A 19,803-nucleotide genomic window follows, 5' to 3' on the forward strand; every position below is an offset into this window, starting at 1 on the left:
CCTCAACGCCCGGTCGCGGCATCGATGCCGCGACGGCCGGAAACGATGACATAGGCGAAGAGCAGCACCAGCATCACGCACATCACCATCATGGCGAGCGCCGAGCCGAAGGGCCAGTTGCGCGCGGCGAGGAACTGCTGCTCGATGAGATTGCCGAGCATCATCACCTTGGCGCCGCCGAGAATGGCCGGCACGACGAAATTGCCGAGCGCCGGAATGAAGACGATCACCGCCCCGCCGGCAATGCCGGGCGCCGTCAGCGGCAGGATGATGCGCAGGAAGGTGCGGATCGGCCCGGCGCCGAGATCCAGCGAGGCGCGCACCAGCGTCCAGTCGAGCTTTTCGACGCTGGCATAGACCGGCATGAACATGAAGGGGATGAAGATATAGACCATGCCGAGGATGATCGCGCCATCCGTATAGATCAGCTCCAGCGGCCGGGCGATGACGCCGGTGTTGAGCAGCAACGCATTGACGAGGCCGGTCTGGCGCAGAATCAGCACCCAGATGAATAGCCGCACGATCAGGCTGGTGAAGAAGGGCAGGGTAATGAGGAACAGGCAAAAGTTCTTCCAGCGCTCGGAAAGCCGGCTGATGCAGAAGGCGGCCGGGTAACAGACGACGAGCGTGGCGACGACGGTGAGCGCGGCGATCTTCAGTGAGCGCAAAAAGATCGCGATATAGACGGGATCGAAATCCTCGAACATCGGGTCGGCGAAACCGAGGATGCGGCCGTAATTGTGCGGATACCAGGTCCATTCCACCCCGCCATAAAGGCCGGGCGCCAGAAAGCTCGTCACGATCATGATGGCGAGCGGGCCGAGGAAGAAGACGGCAAGGAACAGCGAGACCGGGCCAAGAAGCAGGCCGAGCTGGGCGCGGCGACGAAAGGCGATCGACGACATGTCAGGCGGCCTCCGCCGGGATGAGGTGCACGGCGGCCGGATCATAGGCGAGGCGCGCGCGGCGCGACTGCTCGATCTCGCCGACGAGGTTGCGGCGTGTCGCCGGGATTTCGGCGATGACGCGCCGGCCGGTCGCCGTGCGGCCGAACAGTTCGAAGGTGGAACCGACGAAGACGATCTGTTCGAGGTCGACGTCGAGGCTTGGGGCGCTGTCGCCCTGCTGTGCGAGGAAGAATTGTTCCGGGCGGATAAGGGCGGTCGCCGTACCTGTCGTTTCCGCCTTGGCATGCGAAAGGGAGAGGCCGTCCGTCGTCAGGAGATGTCCGCCAACGGCCTCGCCCTCGAACAGGTTACTGGCGCCGACGAAGGTGGCGACAAAACTGTTTTTCGGCTGGTCGTAGATAGCGCGCGGTGAGTCGAGCTGCTGGATGCGGCCGCCGGACAGCACAGCCACCCGGTCCGACATGGTCAGCGCCTCCTGCTGGTCGTGCGTCACGAAGATGAAGGAGATGCCGAGTTCGTGCTGGAGCGTCTTCAGCTCGATTTGCATGGCCTGGCGCAGGTTCTTGTCGAGCGCGGAGAGCGGTTCGTCGAGCAGCAGCAGCTTCGGGCGGGCGATGATGGCGCGGGCGAGCGCCACGCGCTGCTGCTGGCCGCCGGAAAGCTGGCGCGGCTTGCGGCCTTCCATGCCTTCGAGCCCGACCATGCGCAGCGCATCAGCCACGCGTTTTGCCCGCTCCGCCTTCGCAACACCGGCGACTTCCAGCGCATAGCCGGTGTTTTCGCCGACGGTCATATGCGGGAAGAGAGCGTAATTTTGGAACACCGTATTGACCGGGCGGCGATAGGGCGGGCGGTCCGTCATGTCCTCGCCGTCGATCAGGATGCGCCCGGCATCAAGCTCGACGAAACCGCTGATCGCCTGCAGCAGCGTGGTCTTGCCGCAGCCGGAGGGGCCGAGCAGCGTCAGGAATTCGTTGCGGCTGACATCGAGGTCGATCGCATCCAGCGCCGTCACTGTCTGGCCTTCGGGCGTGGCAAAGGCCTTCGCCGCCTTCTCCAGGCGGACTATGGAATCTCGCATCGTCGTTCCCCATTATGTTATAAAAATAACGCTTGTGCGATTTCGATATCTGGATACCATTTGTTCATCCAAGTCAACGGCCGAAAGAAGCCGGGACAGGAACAGGCGGCGCAAAGGAAAGCGCCGGGGCCACGACGGGCCAACCACCAGAGGAGACTATCGATGATCAAAATTTCCAATGCCGGCGCATCCGGCCTTCGCGCATGGACGCGCCAGACCGCTCTCTCGCTTGCCGCCCTCGTGGCCATGGCGGGCGTGGCGAATGCCACTGAGCTCAACATCTACAACTGGGGCGAATACATCAATCCGGAGGTTCTGAAGAAGTTCGAGGAGGAGACCCAGATCAAGGTCAACCTCTCGACCTACTCCTCCAACGAGGAAATGCTGGCAAAAATCCAGGGCGGCGCGACGGGCTACGACATCGTCTTCCCGTCCGTGCACATGCACGACATCATGGCCAAGCTGGACCTGCTCGAAAAGACCGACATCAACACCTATGAGGGGTTCAAGAACATCGACCCCGCCTTCCTGCGCGCGAAAAGCGACCCTAAGGGTGAATATTGCCTGCCCTATGCCTGGGGTTCGGTCGGGATTTTTTATAACCGCACGATCCTCGGCAAGGACATCACAGGCTGGAAGGACCTCATCGAGACGGTGAAGGCCAAGGGCCTGAAATTCACTCTGCTCGACGACATGCGCGAGGTGCTCGCCGTCGGCCTCATGCTGAACGGCCACAAGATCAACTCGACCGATCCGGCCGAATTGCAGCAGGCGGCGGAGACGATCATCGAGATGAAACCCTATGTCGCCGCTTTCACCTACGACACGCGGCCCATGGTGCAATCCGGCGATGTCGCGGCCGGCCATTTCTTCGTCGGCGCCATGGTCGATGTCTTTGCCGACGAGAAGGATCTCGGCTACGTGATCCCGGAAGAAGGCGGGACCATGTACCAGGAGGATGTTTGCGTGCTGAAGAGCGCGCCGAACAAGGAGAACGCCGTCAAGTTTCTCCAGTTCTACACGCGGCCGGAGATCGCGGCGCTCAACGTCTCGCAGCAGACCAACGGCACGGCCAACGTGCCGGCGCGGGAATTGACCCCGGAAAAGATCAAGAATAGCAAGGAGATCAATCCGCCGGCCGAGACCATGGCGCGTCTCCAGATTTTCGAGGATCTCGGCCCGGCGCTTCGCCAGCTCGACCGCGTCTGGACGCGGGTCAAGACGGCGCAGTAACGGCATGACTATCCCGCCCGTCTCCGGACGGGCGGTCTTTTGGGGGAGGGCGACGTGTCGAAACGCATTTTGAAGCTCGTTCAGTCCGACGACCTTCGGCGGTCCAAATCCGACAAGCTGATCGCCAACTATATCGAGCGCAACATCGCCGATCTGCCCTTCGAGACGGCGCGCTCCATCGCCCAGCGGCTGGAACTCTCGCCGATGACCGTCGGGCGCTATCTCCGCCGCATGGGTTTCGACGGACTCGACGAGTTGAAGGGCGAATTGCGCCGCGGCAGCTCCAACCCAGCCTGGCAGGTCAAGGGCCAGGTCGACCGGCTGGAGCAGGACCGCAAGGAAGGAAAACTTCTCGCCGGCCTCATCCAGCAGCAGATCGACAATCTCGGCCAGATCTACGAGATCACCAATGCGCCGGAATGGCAGCAGACGATCGATGCGCTGGTCGGCGCGACCGAGATCTATGTCGCCGCCTACCAGAACGTGCGCGGTATCGCGCAGTATTTTGCAAGCCAGCTTTCCTATACCCGGCCGCGCGTGCAGTTCGTCGACGGGCTGAACGGCACCTATTCCGAACTGCTCGACGGCTCCGTCGAAGGCCGCCTACTCTTCCTGCACGACGTGCGCCGTTTCGCCGCCAAGGCGCGGCCTCTGGCACTGGAGGCACGGCGCGCCGGCGTCAAGGTCGTGCTGCTCACCGACGAATTCTGCCCCTGGGGGCCGGAGGTCTCGGACATCTGCCTCATCGTGCCGGGCTCGCACGGGCCGCTCTGGGATGGCGCGGCCACCATGACCGCCGTCATGGACCTGATGCTCTCCAACATCATCGTCGTGATGGGCGAGGCGGTAAGCGAGCGCGTCGATACGCTGACCCGGCTTCAGGACGTCTTCGGGGATTTCGAGAGCTGAGCGCCTTGACGCTGCCGACTGCCGGGGACTAAGGATGGGATGACGGTTCCCTGAAGGATGACTCCCAGGGGATTAATAGGGAACACGGTACGGACGACCCAACAGGGACCCATTCCGTGGCTGCCCCCGCAACTGTAGGCGGATTGCCGCCTGTCCTCGGACGCGTTTTCGCGTCATGCCACTGCGGTTTTCCGCGGGAAGGCAGACAGGCAGCAGATATCCGTGAGCCAGGAGACCTGCCGTCATAGCAACAATCCAAGTCACGGGCGGGGATGCCCGGAACGGAGACGCCATGACGAATCTGCCTGCCGCACCCGGCAGACCTTCCCTCGTTTTCTCCCGCCCGCGATCGATCCGCCCCCTTCGGCGCGTCGGCTGAGGCCGCACGCTTTCATTCATCCGGGAGAAATACATGACCCTGTTTTCTGCGGCCGCGCGGTCCGCATCGCTGCTCTCGCTCGTCGCCGGCTCTACGGCGCTTCTACTTTCAGCCTACACCGCCGCGGCTGCCGAGACGCAGTATCCGCTGACGCTGCAGAATTGCGGCCGTCCGGTCACCTTCCAGAAGGCGCCGACGCAAACCGTTTCTGTCGGCCAGAGCTCGACCGAAATTCTCTACATGCTCGGTCTCGCCGACCGCGTGGTCGGCACCGCGCTCTGGGTCGGCCCCGTTCTGAAGGGCTATGAAGAGGTCAACGCCAAGATCGACCGCCTTGCGGACAATGACCCGAGCTTCGAGAGCGTGCTCGGCAAAAAGCCGGATATCGTCACGGTCCAGTTCCAATGGCAGATCGGCCCGGAAGGCGTGGTCGCCAAGCCCGAACAGTTCGAGGAGCTCGGCATTCCGGTCTACACGTCCCCGTCCGACTGCGTCGGCAAGGAGAACAGCGCCGCAAGCGACGGCGTGCGCCATCAGGTCTTCACGATGGACCTCGTCTATCAGGAAGTGCGCGAACTGGCACAGATCTACAACGTGCAGGACAAGGGCGAAGAGGTCGTTGCCGAACTGAAGGCGCGCGAGGACGCCGCCCGCGCCAAGGTCGCGGCTGCGGATGGCAAGTTGTCGGCCGTGTTCTGGTTCTCAAGCGCGGCTGATTCCGATCCCTATGTCGCCGGCAAGAACGGTGCACCCGGCTACATCATGTCGGCACTGGGCATCGACAACATCATCAAGACCGATGACGAGTGGCCGATGGTGGGCTGGGAAACGATCGCCAAGTCGGGTCCGACGATCATCGTGGCCGGCTCGATGGAGCGCCGCCGCTATCCTCTCGACAGCCTCGAGGCAAAGCTTGACTTCCTGAAGACGGACCCGGTGGCAAGCCTGATGCCGGCAGTCAAGAACAACCATGTCTTCGATATGGACGCGCAGGCGATGAACCCCACGATCCGCACGATCGAAGGCATCGAACAGCTTGCCGACGCTATTGAAAAGGCTGGTCTGGCGAAGTGATAGCGGAACGCCCCCTCTTGTTCCGCACGGGCGCCGCTTTCGCGGCGCTCGTTCTGCTGGTCGTCGCGCTCGGCGTCGGCGCCGCTGTCGGCGAGACGGCGATACCGCTCGATATCGTCGCGAAGACGGTGGCGAACCGTCTCTGGCAGGCGGGGCATGCGATCGAGCCGATCGACGAGGGCATCATCTGGAACTACCGGCTGAGCCGGGCGATGGTCGCCGCCTGCTGCGGCTCGGCGCTGGCGCTCTGCGGCGTCATCCTGCAATCGCTGCTGCGCAATGCGCTCGCCGATCCCTATATCCTCGGCATTTCGGCGGGGGCGTCCACCGGCGCGGTCTCCGTCGCTATCCTCGGCATCGGCGCCGGCGCGTTGACGCTGCCGGCCGGCGCATTCCTCGGCGCACTCGTCGCCTTCGGCCTTGTCAGCGCGCTTGCCGTGCGGGCAGGGCGGGGCACCGGCGCGATCATCCTTGCCGGCATCGCCGGCTCGCAGCTCTTCAATGCGCTTACCTCCTTCATCGTCACCAAGGCCGCAAGCGCCGAACAAGCGCGCGGCATCATGTTCTGGCTGCTCGGCAATCTCTCGGGCGTGCGCTGGCCGGATGTCTGGCTGGCGCTGCCGGTGGCGATCCTGGGCCTCCTCGTCTGCCTGTGGCATGCCCGTGCGCTCGATGCCTTCACCTTCGGCACGGAATCGGCCGCCTCGCTCGGCATCCCGGTGCGCCGCGTCTATATCGTGCTGATCGCCATCTCCGCCCTGATGACGGCGACCATGGTTTCCATCGTCGGCTCGATCGGCTTCGTCGGCCTCGTCATTCCGCATGCCGCGCGCATGGTCGTTGGCGTGCGCCACGGCTTGCTGCTGCCGGCTTCCGCGCTGATCGGCGCCATCTTCATGATCGCGGCGGACGTGCTGTCGCGCGTCATCATTCCCGGCCAGGTGCTCCCCATCGGTGTCATCACGGCGCTGTTCGGCGCACCGGCCTTCGCCCTCATCCTCAGCCAGCGGAGATCGGCGCTATGACGCTCTCGGCGAATGGTCTCTTCTGGTCGGCCGGCGGCACGACCATCCTGTCGGATGTCTCGCTCGACGTGCGCCCCGGCGAATTTTTAGGCATCATCGGCCCGAACGGCTCCGGCAAGACCAGCCTGATGGCGCTGATCGCCGGCATCCGCAAGCCGCAGCGCGGCGAGGTCCTGCTGGGCGGCAGGTCCTTGCAGGCGCATGGCCGGCGCGAGATCGCCCAGCGCATTGCCTTCGTGGAACAGCAGGCGGAGACGACCGAGCGCATCACCGCGCGCCAGGCCGTCGAGCTCGGCCGCACGCCGCATCTCGGTGCGCTGACGCCATGGTCGAAGGCCGACGATGCGATCGTCGATCGGGCGCTGGAGGAGGTCGACATGGCGCATTTCGCCGGGCGGCTCTGGCACACGCTCTCCGGCGGCGAGCGCCAGCGGCTGCACATCGCCCGCGCACTCGCCCAGCAATCGCCGATCCTGCTGCTCGACGAGCCGACCAACCATCTCGACATCGGCCACCAGATCGGCCTGCTCCAGCTCGTGCGCGAGCAGGACCTCACCGTGGTCGCGGCGCTGCACGACCTCAACCACGCCGCCATGTTCTGCGACCGCATCGCCGTCATGCAGGGCGGCCGGATCGTGGCCCTCGGCACGCCCGCCAAGGTGCTGGAGCCGCAGCGCCTGCACGACGTCTTCGGCGTGACCGTCGATGTCGAGCGCGACGGCGCCGGCGGCTGCTTCATCCGCTATCGCCGGCCCGATCCGCGGCCGCCGCGCCTGAAACTCGTCGCAGGCGAGGGGAATTGATGCACGGAGCCTACCCCAACAGCCACCTCAAGGAAGACATTCGCGACTACTGGTCGCGCCGCTCGGAGACCTTCGACCTCGCCTTCGGCCATCGCATTCCTGAAGGCCCGGAATTCGACGCCTGGGCGGCAGCGATCCGCGAACGGCTCGGCCCGCAGCCGCGCCGCGTGCTGGAGCTGGCCTGTGGCACCGGGGAGGTGACGCGCCTGCTGCTGTCGCTCGGCCACGAGGTGACGGCGCTCGATTTTTCCGAAGCAATGCTGGAGGTCGCACGCCGCAAACACGCTGGCGCGAAGGAGCTGCGTTTCCTGCTCGCCGATGCGGAAAACCCGATGGAGCCGGACGAAAGCTATGACGCGATCGTCTGCCGCCACTTGGTCTGGACGCTGACGACGCCGCAACAGGCCTTTGCCGAATGGCACCGCATGCTGAAGCCCGGCGGTACGCTGCTGTTCTTCGATGGCGACTGGGCAGCCCCCACCCGGCTCGGCCGGCTGGCAAGCCGCGCCATCGCGGTCATCGACAGGTTTGCCGGCGCCGATCCCCACTATGACGGCGCGATGAGCGACCGGCATGCCAGCATCATGGAACGGCTTCCCTTTGGAGACGGCCTCAGCGTCGACCGCGTGCTGCCAATGCTGGAAGCGGCGGGTTTTCGCGACATGACGGTCGGCTCGCATGCGCCGATCGCGGCCGCGCAGCGCCGCACCGCGGATCTGCGCAACAAGCTGCGCACGCTGCTTTACCGCCGCTTCATCCTCTGCTGCCGGAAATGACCTCGGGTTCCGGCTCCACCGTCAGCTTAACGCGGTCGGCGGCAAAACGCGTGCGGGAAAACTGGATGGGCGTGCCGTCGAGGTCCGTATTGGTGGCCACCGCCACGAGGATGATGGCGCCGGGCGACAGTTTCAGCTGCCGCATGTCGTCGCCCTCGGCATGGATGGCGGATATTTCGGTGGAGCGGCGCACATAGTCGGGAAGGCCGAGTTCGCGGAAGGATGCGGTGATCGACCGGGTCTTCTCATAGGCCTCCGCCATGCCGGCAAAGCGGTCAGCCGGGAAATAGCTTGTCGAGCGCGAGATCGGCCGCTTGTCCGCACTGCTTACGATTTCCAGCCGCACGCAGCGTGAACCCGCCGCCAGCCCCAGGGCTTCCGTAACGATGGCCGGTGCCGCTTCCGTCGCGGCATCCAGCAATTTGCCTTCGAGATCGCGCGCCTGGTTGCCAAGGCCCTGCGAAAACCGCGTGCGCCGCGAAATCGGGAAACGCAGGCGGTCGCGCCGCTCGATGCGGGTGCCGATGCCCTGGATCGGCCGCACGATGCCTTCTTCCGCAAGTGCTGCCATGGCGCTGCGCACCGTATGCCGGTTCACGCCGAAGCGGCCGGCCAGCACCACTTCCGGCGGCATCATGCCGGTCTCGTCGAAATCGCCATTGTTGATCGCAAGCCGCATGCGATCCGCGATCTGGCGCCAAAGCGCCACGCCCGATTGTCGTTCCACCATTTTCGACCCCGCGAATGCCCTCTGTCACACCCTTGTCATTCCCGCCCAATAAGACAAGACTTAGATGTTCGGTTGTCTAGATTAATAGACATTTGGAGAGATGACAATGACATCAACACAGAAATCTGCCGAAAGCGTCGCGAAAGGCGCAGCCGGCGAGCGGCAGAGGGCGATGGGCCTGCTGGCGAAGTCGAGCCGGGCGGAATTGCAGGCGGCCTGGGACGCTATTGACGACAAGCCGGCGGCCCAGCCCGTGCGCGGACCGGAAACCGGCCTCGTCATGGTGCGCGGCCGCATCGGCGGTGGCGGCGCGCCGTTCAATCTCGGCGAGGCGACGGTCACCCGCGCCAGCATCCGGCTGGAAGACGGCACGGTCGGCCACGGCCAGTCGCTCGGTACGGATCCCGTCAAGGCGCGGCTTGCCGCCACCTTCGATGCGCTCTTCCAGCAGCCGGCCCGCAAGGCGGATGTCGAGACGCTGCTCGATGCCATCGCGGTGCGCATTGCCGACGAGGACGCCGAAAAGGCGCGCCAGACGGCCGCCACCCGCGTCGATTTCTTCACCATGGTTCGGGGAGAGGACTGATGTCACTCGATACGCTCGCCTTTGCCGGCGGTTTTGCGCAGCCGGTGTTCGAGGCGCAGGCCGTCTTCCGCACGCTGATGGACTGCATGGCCCGCCCGGGCACGATCGGCCATATTGCCGCGACCGTCACGCCGCCGGCACCGCTCAATGCCGCCGCCGGCGCCGTCGCGCTCACCCTCTGCGATCACGACACCACCGTCTGGCTGACGCCGAAGCTCAGCGCCTCGGCATTGCCCGGCTGGCTCGCCTTCAATGCCGGCGCGACGCTGACGGAAGAGCGCCAGAACGCCCGCTTCGCCTTCGTGGAAAAGGGCGCGATGCTGCCCAATCTCTGCCTCTTCGCGCAGGGCACGCAGGAATATCCGGATCGCTCCACGACGCTCGTCGTCGAGATCGAAGCTTTCGAAGGTGGCCGTCCGCTGGTGCTGACCGGCCCTGGCATCCGCATGGAACAGGAGATCGCACCGCTCGGTCTGCCGGACATGTTCCCGCATTTCTGGTCGGAGAACCGGCAGAATTTCCCGCGCGGCGTGGACCTGATCCTCGTGGCCGGCGACCGCATCCTCTGCCTGCCGCGCACCACCGTTCTTCGCGTGAAGGAGGCCTGAGCCATGTATGTTGCCGTCAAGGGTGGCGAAGCCGCCATCTCCAACGCCCACCGCCTTCTCGCCGACCGCCGCCGCGGTGACCGTTCGCTGCCGGCGATCGGCATCGAGCAGATCGTCGCCCAGCTCGGCCTCGCCGTCGATCGCGTGATGGCGGAAGCCTCGCTCTACGACCGTGCGCTGGCCGCCCTTGCCGTCCGGCAGGCCCGAGGCGACATGATCGAGGCGATCTTCATCCTGCGCGCCTATCGCACGACGCTGCCGCGCTTCGGCTATTCGAAGCCGGTCGAGACGGGCGTGATGCTCGTCGAGCGCCGCGTTTCGGCGACCTACAAGGACCTGCCGGGCGGCCAGCTTCTGGGGCCGACCTTCGACTACACGCACCGCCTGCTCGACCCGTCGCTGCTCGGCGACGAACCGGTCGATACGGCCCTTGAACGCGACGAGCCCGGCGAGCCGGTGATGCGCGTCTCCGACATTCTGGCCGGCGAAGGCCTCGTCGAGGACGACGGCAACCTGCCGGAGGGCCACGTCACGGGGGATCTCACGCGCGAGCCGCTGGAATTCCCGATGGCGCGCGACCTGCGCTTGCAGGCGCTCGCCCGTGGTGACGAGGGCTTTCTACTGGCGCTCGGTTATTCCACCCAGCGCGGTTATGCCCGCACCCATCCCTTCGTCGGGGAAGTGCGCATCGGCGAGGTCGAGGTGGAGCTGGACATGCCGGAGCTCGGCTTTTCCGTCTCGCTCGGCCGCATCCAGGTCACCGAATGCCAGATGGTCAACCAGTTCAAGGGCTCGGCAAAGAACCCGCCGCAGTTCACCCGCGGTTATGGCCTCGTCTTCGGCCAAAGCGAGCGCAAGGCCATGGCCATGTCGCTGGTCGATCGGGCTCTTCGCGCGGAGGAATTCGGCGAGGACATCATGGCACCGGCGCAGGATGAGGAATTCGTCATCTCGCACTCGGACAACGTGCAGGCGACCGGTTTCGTCGAGCACCTGAAGCTGCCGCATTACGTGGATTTCCAGGCGGAACTCGATCTCGTGCGCCGCATGCGGCGGGAATACGAGGAGCAGTCCGACGCCGTCATAAGGGAAGCCGCAGAATGATCAGCGACAACCGAAAGGGTATTTCACAGGCCCCTCAATGGGAGCCGCCCCCGTCGCTTGCGTGGCCGTTCGAATGGTCCATGCCCCCAAACGCGTCCGATCCGAGCAGGGCACCTTCGCCGCTCTCGGCAGAGGCGTGCCTTGATGGCTCCCTCCGAAACAGCGGAAGGATTATTGCGCAGACCATGATGGCAACAAGGGCAAACAAAGCCAGCAAGGCTGTCACCATCGTTTCCCTCCAATCTTCTTTTTGCTCGGACAATCGCAAGGATACGTCAAGATGAACCCGCTTGCGACCTACAATTTCGCCTATCTCGACGAACAGACGAAACGCATGATCCGCCGCGCGATCCTCAAAGCGATCGCCATTCCCGGCTATCAGGTGCCCTTCGCATCGCGCGAAATGCCAATGCCCTATGGGTGGGGCACCGGCGGCGTGCAGGTGACGGCGGCGATCCTCGGGCCGAAGGACGTGCTGAAAGTCATCGACCAGGGCGCCGACGACACGACCAACGCGGTCTCCATCCGCGCCTTCTTCCAGAAGGTGGCGAATGTCGCGGTGACGACGAAGACCCGCGAGGCGACGATCATCCAGACGCGCCACCGCATTCCGGAAGAGAAGCTCACCGCAGGGCAGACGCTGGTCTACCAAGTGCCGATCCCGGAACCCTTGCGCTTCCTCGAACCGCGCGAGACCGAGACGCGCAAGATGCATGCGCTGGAAGAATACGGGCTGATGCATGTGAAGCTCTACGAGGACATCGCCAAGAACGGCCATATCGCCACGACCTATGCCTATCCGGTGAAGGTCGAGGGGCGCTACGTGATGGACCCGTCGCCCACGCCAAAATTCGACAATCCGAAGATGCACCGCTCGGAAGCGCTCCAGCTTTTTGGCGCCGGCCGCGAGAAGCGCATCTACGCCGTGCCGCCCTATACCGAAGTCGTCAGCCTCGATTTCGAGGATCATCCCTTCGAGATCCAGACCTTCGACAAGCCCTGCGCGCTGTGCGGCGCGGAGAACGTCTACCTCGACGAAGTGGTGCTCGACGACAAGGGCGGGCGCATGTTCGTCTGCTCCGACACCGACCATTGCGAGGAACGTTGCGCCAATGGCCACCGCGGCCATCTCGCCTATAACAAGGAGGCCGCCGAATGACTGACGCCCCTCTGCTCAAAGTCCGTGACATTTCAAAGTTCTACGGTGCCCGCATCGGCTGCAAGAATGTCTCCTTCGATCTCTGGCCCGGCGAAGTGCTGGCGGTGGTCGGCGAATCCGGCTCCGGCAAGACGACGCTGCTCAATTGCCTCGCGACCCGGCTGATGCCGAGCTCCGGCGCCGTCGAGTACCGCATGCGCGATGGCGAAATGCGCGAACTTTCCCGCATGAGCGAGGCGGAGCGCCGCTTCCTGATGCGCACCGACTGGGGTTTCGTGCACCAGAACCCGGCCGATGGCCTGCGCATGGCGGTCTCGGCCGGCGCCAATGTCGGCGAGCGGCTGATGGCCGTCGGCGAGCGGCACTATGGCAGTATCCGCGAGACGGCGGGCAACTGGCTCGGCCGCGTCGAGATCAGTGTCGACCGCATCGACGACCAGCCGCGCGACTTTTCCGGCGGCATGCGCCAGCGCCTGCAGATCGCCCGCAATCTCGTCACCTCGCCGCGTCTCATCTTCATGGACGAGCCGACCGGCGGCCTCGACGTCTCGGTGCAGGCACGCCTGCTCGACCTGCTGCGCGGCCTCGTGCAGGACCTGGGCTTGTCAGCGATCATCGTCACGCACGACCTTGCCGTGGCGCGCCTCCTCTCGCACCGCATGATGGTGATGAAGGACGGCGTCGTCATCGAGCAGGGGCTGACCGACCGCGTGCTCGACGATCCGCGCGAAGCCTATACCCAGCTCCTCGTCTCCTCGATCCTTCAGGTGTAACCATGCCCACACCCCTCGTTGTTTCAGAAGTGGCGAAGAGCTTCACCATGCATCTTCGCGATGGTCTTCGCCTGCCTGTCATGTCGAATGTCGACTTCTCGGTGAAATCAGGCGAATGCGTCGTGCTGGGCGGCCCGTCCGGCATCGGCAAGAGCTCGCTGCTCAAGATGGTCTATGGCAATTATGCCGTCGATAGCGGCCAGATCCTGATCGAGCACGGCGGTCGCCTGCTCGATCTTGCGACCGCCGATCCGCGCACCATCCTGTCGGTTCGCCGCGCCACACTCGGTTATGTGAGCCAGTTCCTGCGCACCGTGCCGCGTGTTGCCGCCGTCGATGTCGTCGCCGAACCGCTCACCGCCCGCGGTGTCGATGCGGCCGAGGCAAAGGCCACCGCGGAAGCGATGCTGGCGCGGCTCAACCTGCCGCGCGAACTCTGGCAGTTGCCGCCCGCCACCTTCTCCGGCGGCGAGCAGCAGCGCGTCAACATCGCGCGCGGCTTCATCACCGATCATCGTATCCTGCTGCTCGATGAGCCGACCGCCTCGCTCGACGCGAAGAACCGCGCCGTCGTCGTCGGCATGATCGAGGAGAAGAAGGCGGCCGGCGTGGCGCTCCTTGGCATCTTCCACGATGAGGACGTGCGCGAAAAAGTCGCCGACCGCATCGTCGACGTCTCCGCTTTTTCGCCACGAAAGGCTGCGGCATGACGAAGCTTTCCGAAACGCCGCTGATCCATCCGACGGCTACCGTCTCCGACAGCTCGCTCGGCCGCTACACGGAGATCGCCGAGAACTGCCGCATCAGCGAGGCCGAAATCGGCGACTATTCCTACATCATGGACGGCGGTTCGGTCTGGTGCGCGACAATCGGAAAGTTCGCCAACATCGCCTCGTCGGTGCGCATCAACGCCACGAACCACCCGATGTGGCGCGCGACGCTGCACCACTTCACCTATCGGGCCAACGACTATTGGCCCGATGCCGAGCCCGAACCGGACTTTTTCGCCTGGCGGCGCGAACACCGCGTCACCATCGGCCATGACGTGTGGATCGGCCACGGATCGACGGTCCTGCCCGGTGTCACAATCGGCAACGGCGCTGTCATAGGATCGGGCGCCGTTGTCACAAAGGACGTCGAACCCTACACGATCGTCGGGGGCGTGGCGGCGAAACCGATCCGCGAACGCTTCTCCCGAAGCATCGCCGAACGCATGGAAAAACTCGCCTGGTGGGACTGGGATCATGCCCGGTTGCGCACTGCTTTGGACGATTTTCGCAAACTTGACGCAGAGGCGTTTCTTACCCGTCACGACGGGTGAGACGGCGCGCCAGAAGCCGGAATTTCAGGCCTGTGGACTGTAATTTTTCCGACATGAAACTGACATCGCCGCTTCATCAACAGCGTTTAGAGCCAGTCCCGAAAACGACACTGCCCGACTTTGGGCTTAGCCTGAAAAAAGAGGGATCCGCCATGTTCCGACTGAAGAATGTCACCCGCCGTTTTGGCGAGCGCGTTGCGGTCGACGATGTGACCTTCGACATCCCGCAGGGCCAGATGGTCGGCGTCATCGGCCGCTCGGGCGCCGGCAAGTCCACCATGCTGCGCATGATCAACCGCCTCGCCGATCCGAGCGAAGGTTCGATCCATTTCAACGATATCGAGGTCTCGTCGCTGCGCGGCTCCGGCCTGCGCAACTGGCAGCGCGACTGCGCGATGATCTTCCAGCAGTTCAACCTGGTGCCGCGTCTCGACGTGCTGACCAATGTGCTGCTCGGCCGCCTCAACCACCGCTCGACCACGCTCAGCATCCTCAACCTCTTCACCCGTGAAGAGCGCATCATGGCGATTGCGGCGCTCGAACGCCTCGGCATCGAGCAGACGGCGCTCCAGCCGGCCGGCACGCTCTCCGGCGGCCAGCAGCAGCGCGTGGCGATTGCGCGTGCGCTGATGCAGAACCCGAAGATGCTGCTCGCCGACGAGCCGATCGCCTCGCTCGATCCGCTCAACGCCAAGATCGTCATGGACGCGCTGCGCGACATCAACGAGCGCGAGGGCATCACGGTCATCACCAACCTGCATACGCTGGACACGGCGCGCGCCTATTGCGAGCGCATCATCGGCATGGCGCATGGCCGCGTCGTCTTCGACGGCTCGGCGCGCGAGCTCGACAGTGAAGCAGTGCGCACGATCTACGGCACCGGCGCCGATGGCGCGGAAATCGACGAGAGCATGACCTCCACGGCGATCCGCAACCCCGCCAAACAGGACAACATCAAGGAATCCGCCAGCCCGACACCGCTGGCACTGGCCGGGCTTTAAGCTCCCCGCCAGGATCGAAGGACCCGCGTGAAGGGTCATAAACTTCCAGCCGGCAAAGCCGGTCAAACAGGAGAGAGACCATGCTGAAGAAAGTTCTTCTCGGCGCCGTCGCGCTCATCGCGCTCGCCGGCCACGTACAGGCTGAAGACCTCAAGGAATTCCGCGTCGGCATCATCGGCGGCGAGAACGAAGCGGATCGCCTGCGCAACTATCAGTGCCTCGGCGATCACCTGAAGGCCGACCTCGGCTTCGAGAAGGTCTCGTTCTTCCCGGCTGCCGACTATGACGGCGTCATCCAGGGCCTGCTCGGCGGCACGCTCGACTACGCCGAACTCGGCGCTTCCGGCTATGCCAAGATCTACCTTGCCGACCCGAAGGCTGTCGAGCCGATCCTGACGACCGTCCAGACCGACGGCTCGACCGGCTACCACTCGATCATGGTCGCCCGCAAGGATTCCGGCATCACCAAGCTCGAAGACCTGAAGGGCAAGAAGCTCGGCTTCGCCGACCCGGACTCCACCTCCGGCTACCTGATCCCGCTCGTCACGCTGCCGGAAGCCATCGGCGGCCCGGTCAAGGAATATTTCGCTGAAACCGGCTTCGGCGGCGGTCACGAAAACCTCGTCCTCGAAGTGCTGAAGGGCACCTTCGATGCCGGCACGACCTTCGGTTCGGGCGTTGGCGAGTTCAAGGACGGCTACACCTCCGGCAACCTCTACAAGATGGTCGAGAAGGGCATTCTCGACATGAACGATCTAGTCGAAATCTGGAAGTCGCCGCTGATCCCGAACGGCCCGATCGTCGTTCGCAGCGCGATGGCCGACGAGACCAAGGCGAAGTTCAAGCAGTTCATGCTCGACCTGCCGAAGAAGGACGCAGCCTGCTTCTCCGCCGTCATGGGCGGTGACTTCACCTCGTTCACGGAAGTCAACGTCGACTTCTACAAGCCGATCATCGACGCCCGCAAGGCAACGATCGGCGGCTGATCGCCATACTGACATCGGCGCCGGCCGCACCCCGGCCGGCGCCTCTGTTTTTGAACAAGCCGGGATAGACCATGGCCACGAACACGCTCCACGACGGCTTCAGCGAGAAGGGCGCTCTGATCGAGCGACACTGGCAGGAGCTGAACGCGCGCCGCCGCCTCTATACCTGGCTGGGCCTCGCCATCCTCGCGGTGGCACTCTCCGGCTCGCTGTGGTTCGCCAACGAGACGAATGCCGGCAAGTTCTTCGACCGGCTGCCCTATCTCTTCGACTTCGTCGGCGACATGGTTCCACGCGATGGCTTTGAGGTCTTCCGCGCGCTGTTCGACCTGCCGTCGCCTTATGACGATGGCAGCTTCAAGTACAATTATCCGGAAGGCCGGCTCTACATCACCGAGAGCCTCTATGTGCCGGAATATTTCCACAAGATGCTGGAAACGCTGAACATCGCGCTGTTCTCCACCATCATCGGCATGTTCTTCGGCTTCCTGCTCTGTTTCCTCGCCGCCAAGAATCTGGTTGCCAACCGCCTGCTGCGTGGTTTCGTGCGCCGCTTCATGGAAATCCTGCGCGCCTTCCCGGAAGTCGTGCTCGCCGGCTTCTTCCTCGCCATCCTGTCGCTCGGGCCGCTTCCCGCCGTCATCGCCGTGTCGATCCACACGGTCGGTGCCCTCGGAAAGCTGTTCTTCGAGGTCGTCGAGAATGCCGACATGAAGGCGGAGGAGGGGCTTCGCGCCGTGGGTGCGAGCTGGGTGGAGCGTGTCTGGTTCGGCATCGTGCCGCAGGTGCTGCCGAACTTCGTGAGCTACTTCCTGCTGCGCCTGGAGATCAACGTGCGCGCCTCGACGATCATCGGCGCCGTCGGCGGCGGCGGCATCGGCGAGCTGCTGCGCCTGTCGATCGGCCAGAACCATCAGGCGAAGACGCTCGCCATCGTGCTGCTTCTCCTCATCACCATCATCGCCGTCGACCAGTTTTCTGCCTGGCTGCGCCGCAAGCTGGTCGGCGATCATGCCTTCCGGCTGGCTCAATAGGAGTGCGCCATGACGACCCTCAATTCCGCACAGATGGATGAGATCGCGGCACGCCACCCGGCCGTCTTTCACCGCTCGTTCTGGCAGCGTTTCCGTATCGCCATCATCACCGGCGGCTTCGTGCTCTACGCGCTCTATTGCTGGTGGTTCTTCGCGATCGGCCATGTGCTCGGCACCGCGAACTGGAACATTGCCGGCACCTATCTCGCCGACTGGGTCTCCTACGAGGTGCGCCCGGAAGTGGCGATCGATCCCGATGGCGCGATGAAGCTCACCTATCCGCGCTTCTCGCCGCTCGGCCCGAATGCCAAGCCCGACTGGGTCGAAATCGAACTTGGCACAATGACCCGCACCACGCCGGCTGCCGGTGCCACGACCACGACGGAAAAGAAGCCCGCCTCCATGGGCTTCATGGGCGAGGGCGCCGTCATCGGCGGTGCGGCGGCCGCAGCCGAAGGCCTCGCAACGGCGACGACGCGCGAGGAAGAAGTGGTCAAGCGCGCGAAGATCACGCTCAATTCCACGACGAGCGTCGAGGTGGTGCCGGAGCGCGTGACCGTCCAGCATGCCGGCGAGACGCTGGTGGTGGATGTGGACGGTTCCGATGTGAAGCCCGAAGGCACGCTGCCGGCCTGGGCGACGCAGAAGACACCCGGCCAGAAGATCACATTGGCCTTCGGCTTTGCCGGCTGGGGGGAGATCGAGGCGGACGATGTCTCGATCCGTAAGCGCTTCCTCGGCTGGGCGAACTTCCTGTTCGACACAAACTCACCCTTCCACGGCAAGTCGACGTCTGACGTGGCGTCGCTGATCACCTCGGGCGAGCGCATCGATCCGAAACAGTCGAACCTGTCGCTTGCCTGGGACAATATCCTCTACAATTCCGAATGGCAGCATCTCGACGTGTGGACAAAACTGCTCCAGACGATCGTCATGGCCTTCGTCGGCACGCTGTTTGCGATGCTGCTCGCCTTCCCGCTGGCGTTCCTGGCGGCGCGCAACATCACGCGCAACTGGTTCTCCAACCAGATCACCAAGCGCCTGTTCGACTTCCTGCGCTCGGTCGACATGCTGATCTGGGCGCTGTTCTTCACCCGCGCCTTCGGTCCCGGGCCGCTCGCCGGCATGTCGGCGATCTTCTTCACCGACACCGGCACGCTCGGCAAACTCTATTCCGAAGCGCTGGAAAACATCGACGACAAGCAGCGCGAAGGCGTGAAGTCTGTGGGCGCGGCACCGGTCGCCGTGCAGCGCTTCGGCGTGCTGCCGCAGGTCATGCCGCTCTTCGCCTCGCAGGCGCTGTACTTCTGGGAATCGAACACCCGTTCCGCCACGATCATCGGTGCCGTCGGCGCCGGCGGTATCGGCCTGAAGCTCTGGGAAGCGATGCGCACGAATTCCGACTGGGAGAACGTCGCCTACATGGTACTGCTGATCCTCATGGTGGTTTTCGTCTTCGACGGCATATCGAATGCGCTGCGTTCCCGCCTGATGGGCAAGCCCACGCATTGATCGGCGTGGCGGCATGATGCTGCCACACGAATCCCTACAAGATCCGATGCCGCCGATCCGGCGGCATGACTTGAATTTTATAGGAATGAGCCCTTGCGTTACGCCCTCTATTTCACCCCGCCTGCAAGCGATCCGCTGACCCTTTCCGCCCAGCGCTGGCTGGGACGCAATGCGTTCACGGGTGCAGCCCTGGAGCAGCCGGCCGTGGGCGGGTTCGACGCGGCAACGCTTTCGGGCCTCACGGCAGACCCGCGCCGCTATGGTTTCCACGCCACGATGAAGGCGCCCTTTGCGCTTGCCGAGGGCCGCAGCGAAGCGGAGCTTATTGCCGAAATCGGCCGGTTCGTCTCAGAAACCGAGCCGTTCGACATTCCGGAGCTCGTCGTCGGCCGGCTCGGCTCGTTCTTCGCGCTCGTGCCGGGCGACCAGTGCGACGCGTTGCAGAGTTTTGCCGGCGAAGTCGTGCGCCGTTTCGAGCGTTTTCGCGCACCGCTGACCTCGGCGGATATTTCCCGCCGCAAGCCCGACGAACTCACCGCCGCCGAACGCCAGAACCTCGTGCAGTGGGGATATCCCTACGTGTTCGACGAGTTCCGTTTCCACATGACGCTGACGGGGCGTGTGCCAGTCGAGCGCCGCGATGCCGTCGAAAGCGTGCTTCTCGATCAGTTCGCCGATTTCCACGGCCGCCCGCTGACGATCGCCGGCCTGGCGCTCTTCCGGGAGCCGTCGCGCGGCGCCGATTTCACCGTCCATTCGCTCTTCCCGCTCGCAGCCGCAGCCAACAGAAAGACCGCCTGA

Annotated in this window: 21 protein-coding genes and 1 riboswitch; of the genes, 18 read left to right on the forward strand and 3 right to left on the reverse strand. The window is 64.3% G+C overall.

Annotation, left to right across the window (positions count from 1 at the left end; all coding sequences use genetic code 11):
• Positions 1-2: 2 nt before the first annotated feature.
• Both AC1RWL_RS08920 and AC1RWL_RS08925 read right to left on the reverse strand, forming a co-directional pair.
• On the reverse strand, positions 3-905 hold the full coding sequence (locus tag AC1RWL_RS08920; protein ID WP_493094327.1) for an ABC transporter permease: 903 nt from the start codon (positions 903-905) through the stop codon (positions 3-5).
• 1 nt (position 906) lies between these two features.
• Entirely contained in the window at positions 907-1,989 is a 1,083-nt protein-coding gene (locus tag AC1RWL_RS08925; RefSeq protein ID WP_493094328.1) for an ABC transporter ATP-binding protein, read from the reverse strand.
• A gap of 162 nt (positions 1,990-2,151) precedes the next feature.
• Between AC1RWL_RS08925 and AC1RWL_RS08930 the strand changes: the two genes are divergently transcribed.
• The 6 genes from AC1RWL_RS08930 to AC1RWL_RS08955 all read left to right on the forward strand — a co-directional run bounded on the left by AC1RWL_RS08930 (position 2,152) and on the right by AC1RWL_RS08955 (position 8,188).
• Complete coding sequence (locus AC1RWL_RS08930; RefSeq protein ID WP_493094329.1) at positions 2,152-3,222, forward strand: polyamine ABC transporter substrate-binding protein; 1,071 nt, start codon at positions 2,152-2,154, stop codon at positions 3,220-3,222.
• A 54-nt stretch (positions 3,223-3,276) separates the two neighbouring features.
• Positions 3,277-4,131: a MurR/RpiR family transcriptional regulator gene (locus AC1RWL_RS08935; protein ID WP_256116882.1), complete on the forward strand. Its 855-nt coding sequence runs from the start codon at positions 3,277-3,279 to the stop codon at positions 4,129-4,131.
• A gap of 26 nt (positions 4,132-4,157) precedes the next feature.
• Positions 4,158-4,389: riboswitch (cobalamin riboswitch) on the forward strand.
• A 154-nt stretch (positions 4,390-4,543) separates the two neighbouring features.
• Positions 4,544-5,584: an ABC transporter substrate-binding protein gene (locus AC1RWL_RS08940; RefSeq protein ID WP_493094330.1), complete on the forward strand. Its 1,041-nt coding sequence runs from the start codon at positions 4,544-4,546 to the stop codon at positions 5,582-5,584.
• Between the two features lie 17 nt (positions 5,585-5,601).
• A complete protein-coding gene (locus AC1RWL_RS08945; RefSeq protein WP_493094331.1) occupies positions 5,602-6,609 on the forward strand; it encodes a FecCD family ABC transporter permease in 1,008 nt (335 codons plus the stop codon).
• On the forward strand, positions 6,606-7,412 hold the full coding sequence (locus AC1RWL_RS08950; RefSeq protein ID WP_493094332.1) for an ABC transporter ATP-binding protein: 807 nt from the start codon (positions 6,606-6,608) through the stop codon (positions 7,410-7,412). Before AC1RWL_RS08945 ends, AC1RWL_RS08950 begins: the two co-directional genes overlap by 4 nt.
• On the forward strand, positions 7,412-8,188 hold the full coding sequence (locus tag AC1RWL_RS08955; protein ID WP_493094333.1) for a class I SAM-dependent methyltransferase: 777 nt from the start codon (positions 7,412-7,414) through the stop codon (positions 8,186-8,188). The genes AC1RWL_RS08950 and AC1RWL_RS08955 overlap by 1 nt, the downstream gene beginning before the upstream one ends.
• Here the strand turns inward: AC1RWL_RS08955 and phnF are convergent.
• Positions 8,166-8,918: a phosphonate metabolism transcriptional regulator PhnF gene (gene phnF, locus AC1RWL_RS08960; protein ID WP_493094334.1), complete on the reverse strand. Its 753-nt coding sequence runs from the start codon at positions 8,916-8,918 to the stop codon at positions 8,166-8,168. The genes AC1RWL_RS08955 and phnF overlap by 23 nt on opposite strands.
• A gap of 100 nt (positions 8,919-9,018) precedes the next feature.
• Here phnF and phnG point away from each other — a divergent pair, with 100 nt between their 5' ends.
• From phnG to AC1RWL_RS09020, 12 genes are all read left to right on the forward strand, one after another.
• Positions 9,019-9,504: a phosphonate C-P lyase system protein PhnG gene (gene phnG / locus AC1RWL_RS08965; protein WP_493094335.1), complete on the forward strand. Its 486-nt coding sequence runs from the start codon at positions 9,019-9,021 to the stop codon at positions 9,502-9,504.
• Complete coding sequence (phnH, locus tag AC1RWL_RS08970) at positions 9,504-10,112, forward strand: phosphonate C-P lyase system protein PhnH (RefSeq protein ID WP_493094336.1); 609 nt, start codon at positions 9,504-9,506, stop codon at positions 10,110-10,112. Before phnG ends, phnH begins: the two co-directional genes overlap by 1 nt.
• A gap of 3 nt (positions 10,113-10,115) precedes the next feature.
• Positions 10,116-11,216 carry a carbon-phosphorus lyase complex subunit gene (locus AC1RWL_RS08975; protein WP_493094337.1) on the forward strand — a complete coding sequence of 367 codons (1,101 nt, stop codon included), beginning with the start codon at positions 10,116-10,118 and terminating at the stop codon, positions 11,214-11,216.
• Positions 11,217-11,496: 280 nt separating this feature from the next.
• Positions 11,497-12,375, forward strand: coding sequence for an alpha-D-ribose 1-methylphosphonate 5-phosphate C-P-lyase PhnJ (locus AC1RWL_RS08980; RefSeq protein WP_493094338.1), 879 nt, complete (start codon positions 11,497-11,499; stop codon positions 12,373-12,375).
• A complete protein-coding gene (gene phnK / locus AC1RWL_RS08985) occupies positions 12,372-13,148 on the forward strand; it encodes a phosphonate C-P lyase system protein PhnK (RefSeq protein WP_493094339.1) in 777 nt (258 codons plus the stop codon). The genes AC1RWL_RS08980 and phnK overlap by 4 nt, the downstream gene beginning before the upstream one ends.
• Positions 13,149-13,150: 2 nt before the next feature.
• Positions 13,151-13,858 carry a phosphonate C-P lyase system protein PhnL gene (gene phnL / locus AC1RWL_RS08990; RefSeq protein ID WP_493094340.1) on the forward strand — a complete coding sequence of 236 codons (708 nt, stop codon included), beginning with the start codon at positions 13,151-13,153 and terminating at the stop codon, positions 13,856-13,858.
• The gene (locus AC1RWL_RS08995; RefSeq protein ID WP_493094341.1) at positions 13,855-14,469 is read left to right on the forward strand and encodes a DapH/DapD/GlmU-related protein; all 615 of its coding nucleotides are present in this window, start codon (positions 13,855-13,857) and stop codon (positions 14,467-14,469) included. The genes phnL and AC1RWL_RS08995 overlap by 4 nt, the downstream gene beginning before the upstream one ends.
• A 152-nt stretch (positions 14,470-14,621) precedes the next feature.
• Entirely contained in the window at positions 14,622-15,470 is an 849-nt protein-coding gene (phnC, locus tag AC1RWL_RS09000) for a phosphonate ABC transporter ATP-binding protein (protein WP_256116859.1), read from the forward strand.
• Positions 15,471-15,550: 80 nt separating this feature from the next.
• A complete protein-coding gene (gene phnD / locus AC1RWL_RS09005) occupies positions 15,551-16,456 on the forward strand; it encodes a phosphonate ABC transporter substrate-binding protein (protein WP_435265992.1) in 906 nt (301 codons plus the stop codon).
• A 71-nt stretch (positions 16,457-16,527) separates the two neighbouring features.
• The gene (gene phnE / locus AC1RWL_RS09010; protein WP_439617455.1) at positions 16,528-17,490 is read left to right on the forward strand and encodes a phosphonate ABC transporter, permease protein PhnE; all 963 of its coding nucleotides are present in this window, start codon (positions 16,528-16,530) and stop codon (positions 17,488-17,490) included.
• A gap of 9 nt (positions 17,491-17,499) precedes the next feature.
• Positions 17,500-19,002: a phosphonate ABC transporter, permease protein PhnE gene (phnE, locus tag AC1RWL_RS09015; protein WP_493094342.1), complete on the forward strand. Its 1,503-nt coding sequence runs from the start codon at positions 17,500-17,502 to the stop codon at positions 19,000-19,002.
• 93 nt (positions 19,003-19,095) lie between these two features.
• Positions 19,096-19,803: a DUF1045 domain-containing protein gene (locus tag AC1RWL_RS09020; protein WP_493094343.1), complete on the forward strand. Its 708-nt coding sequence runs from the start codon at positions 19,096-19,098 to the stop codon at positions 19,801-19,803.

This window comes from Shinella sp. GW821-FHT10F02 (assembly GCF_058809275.1).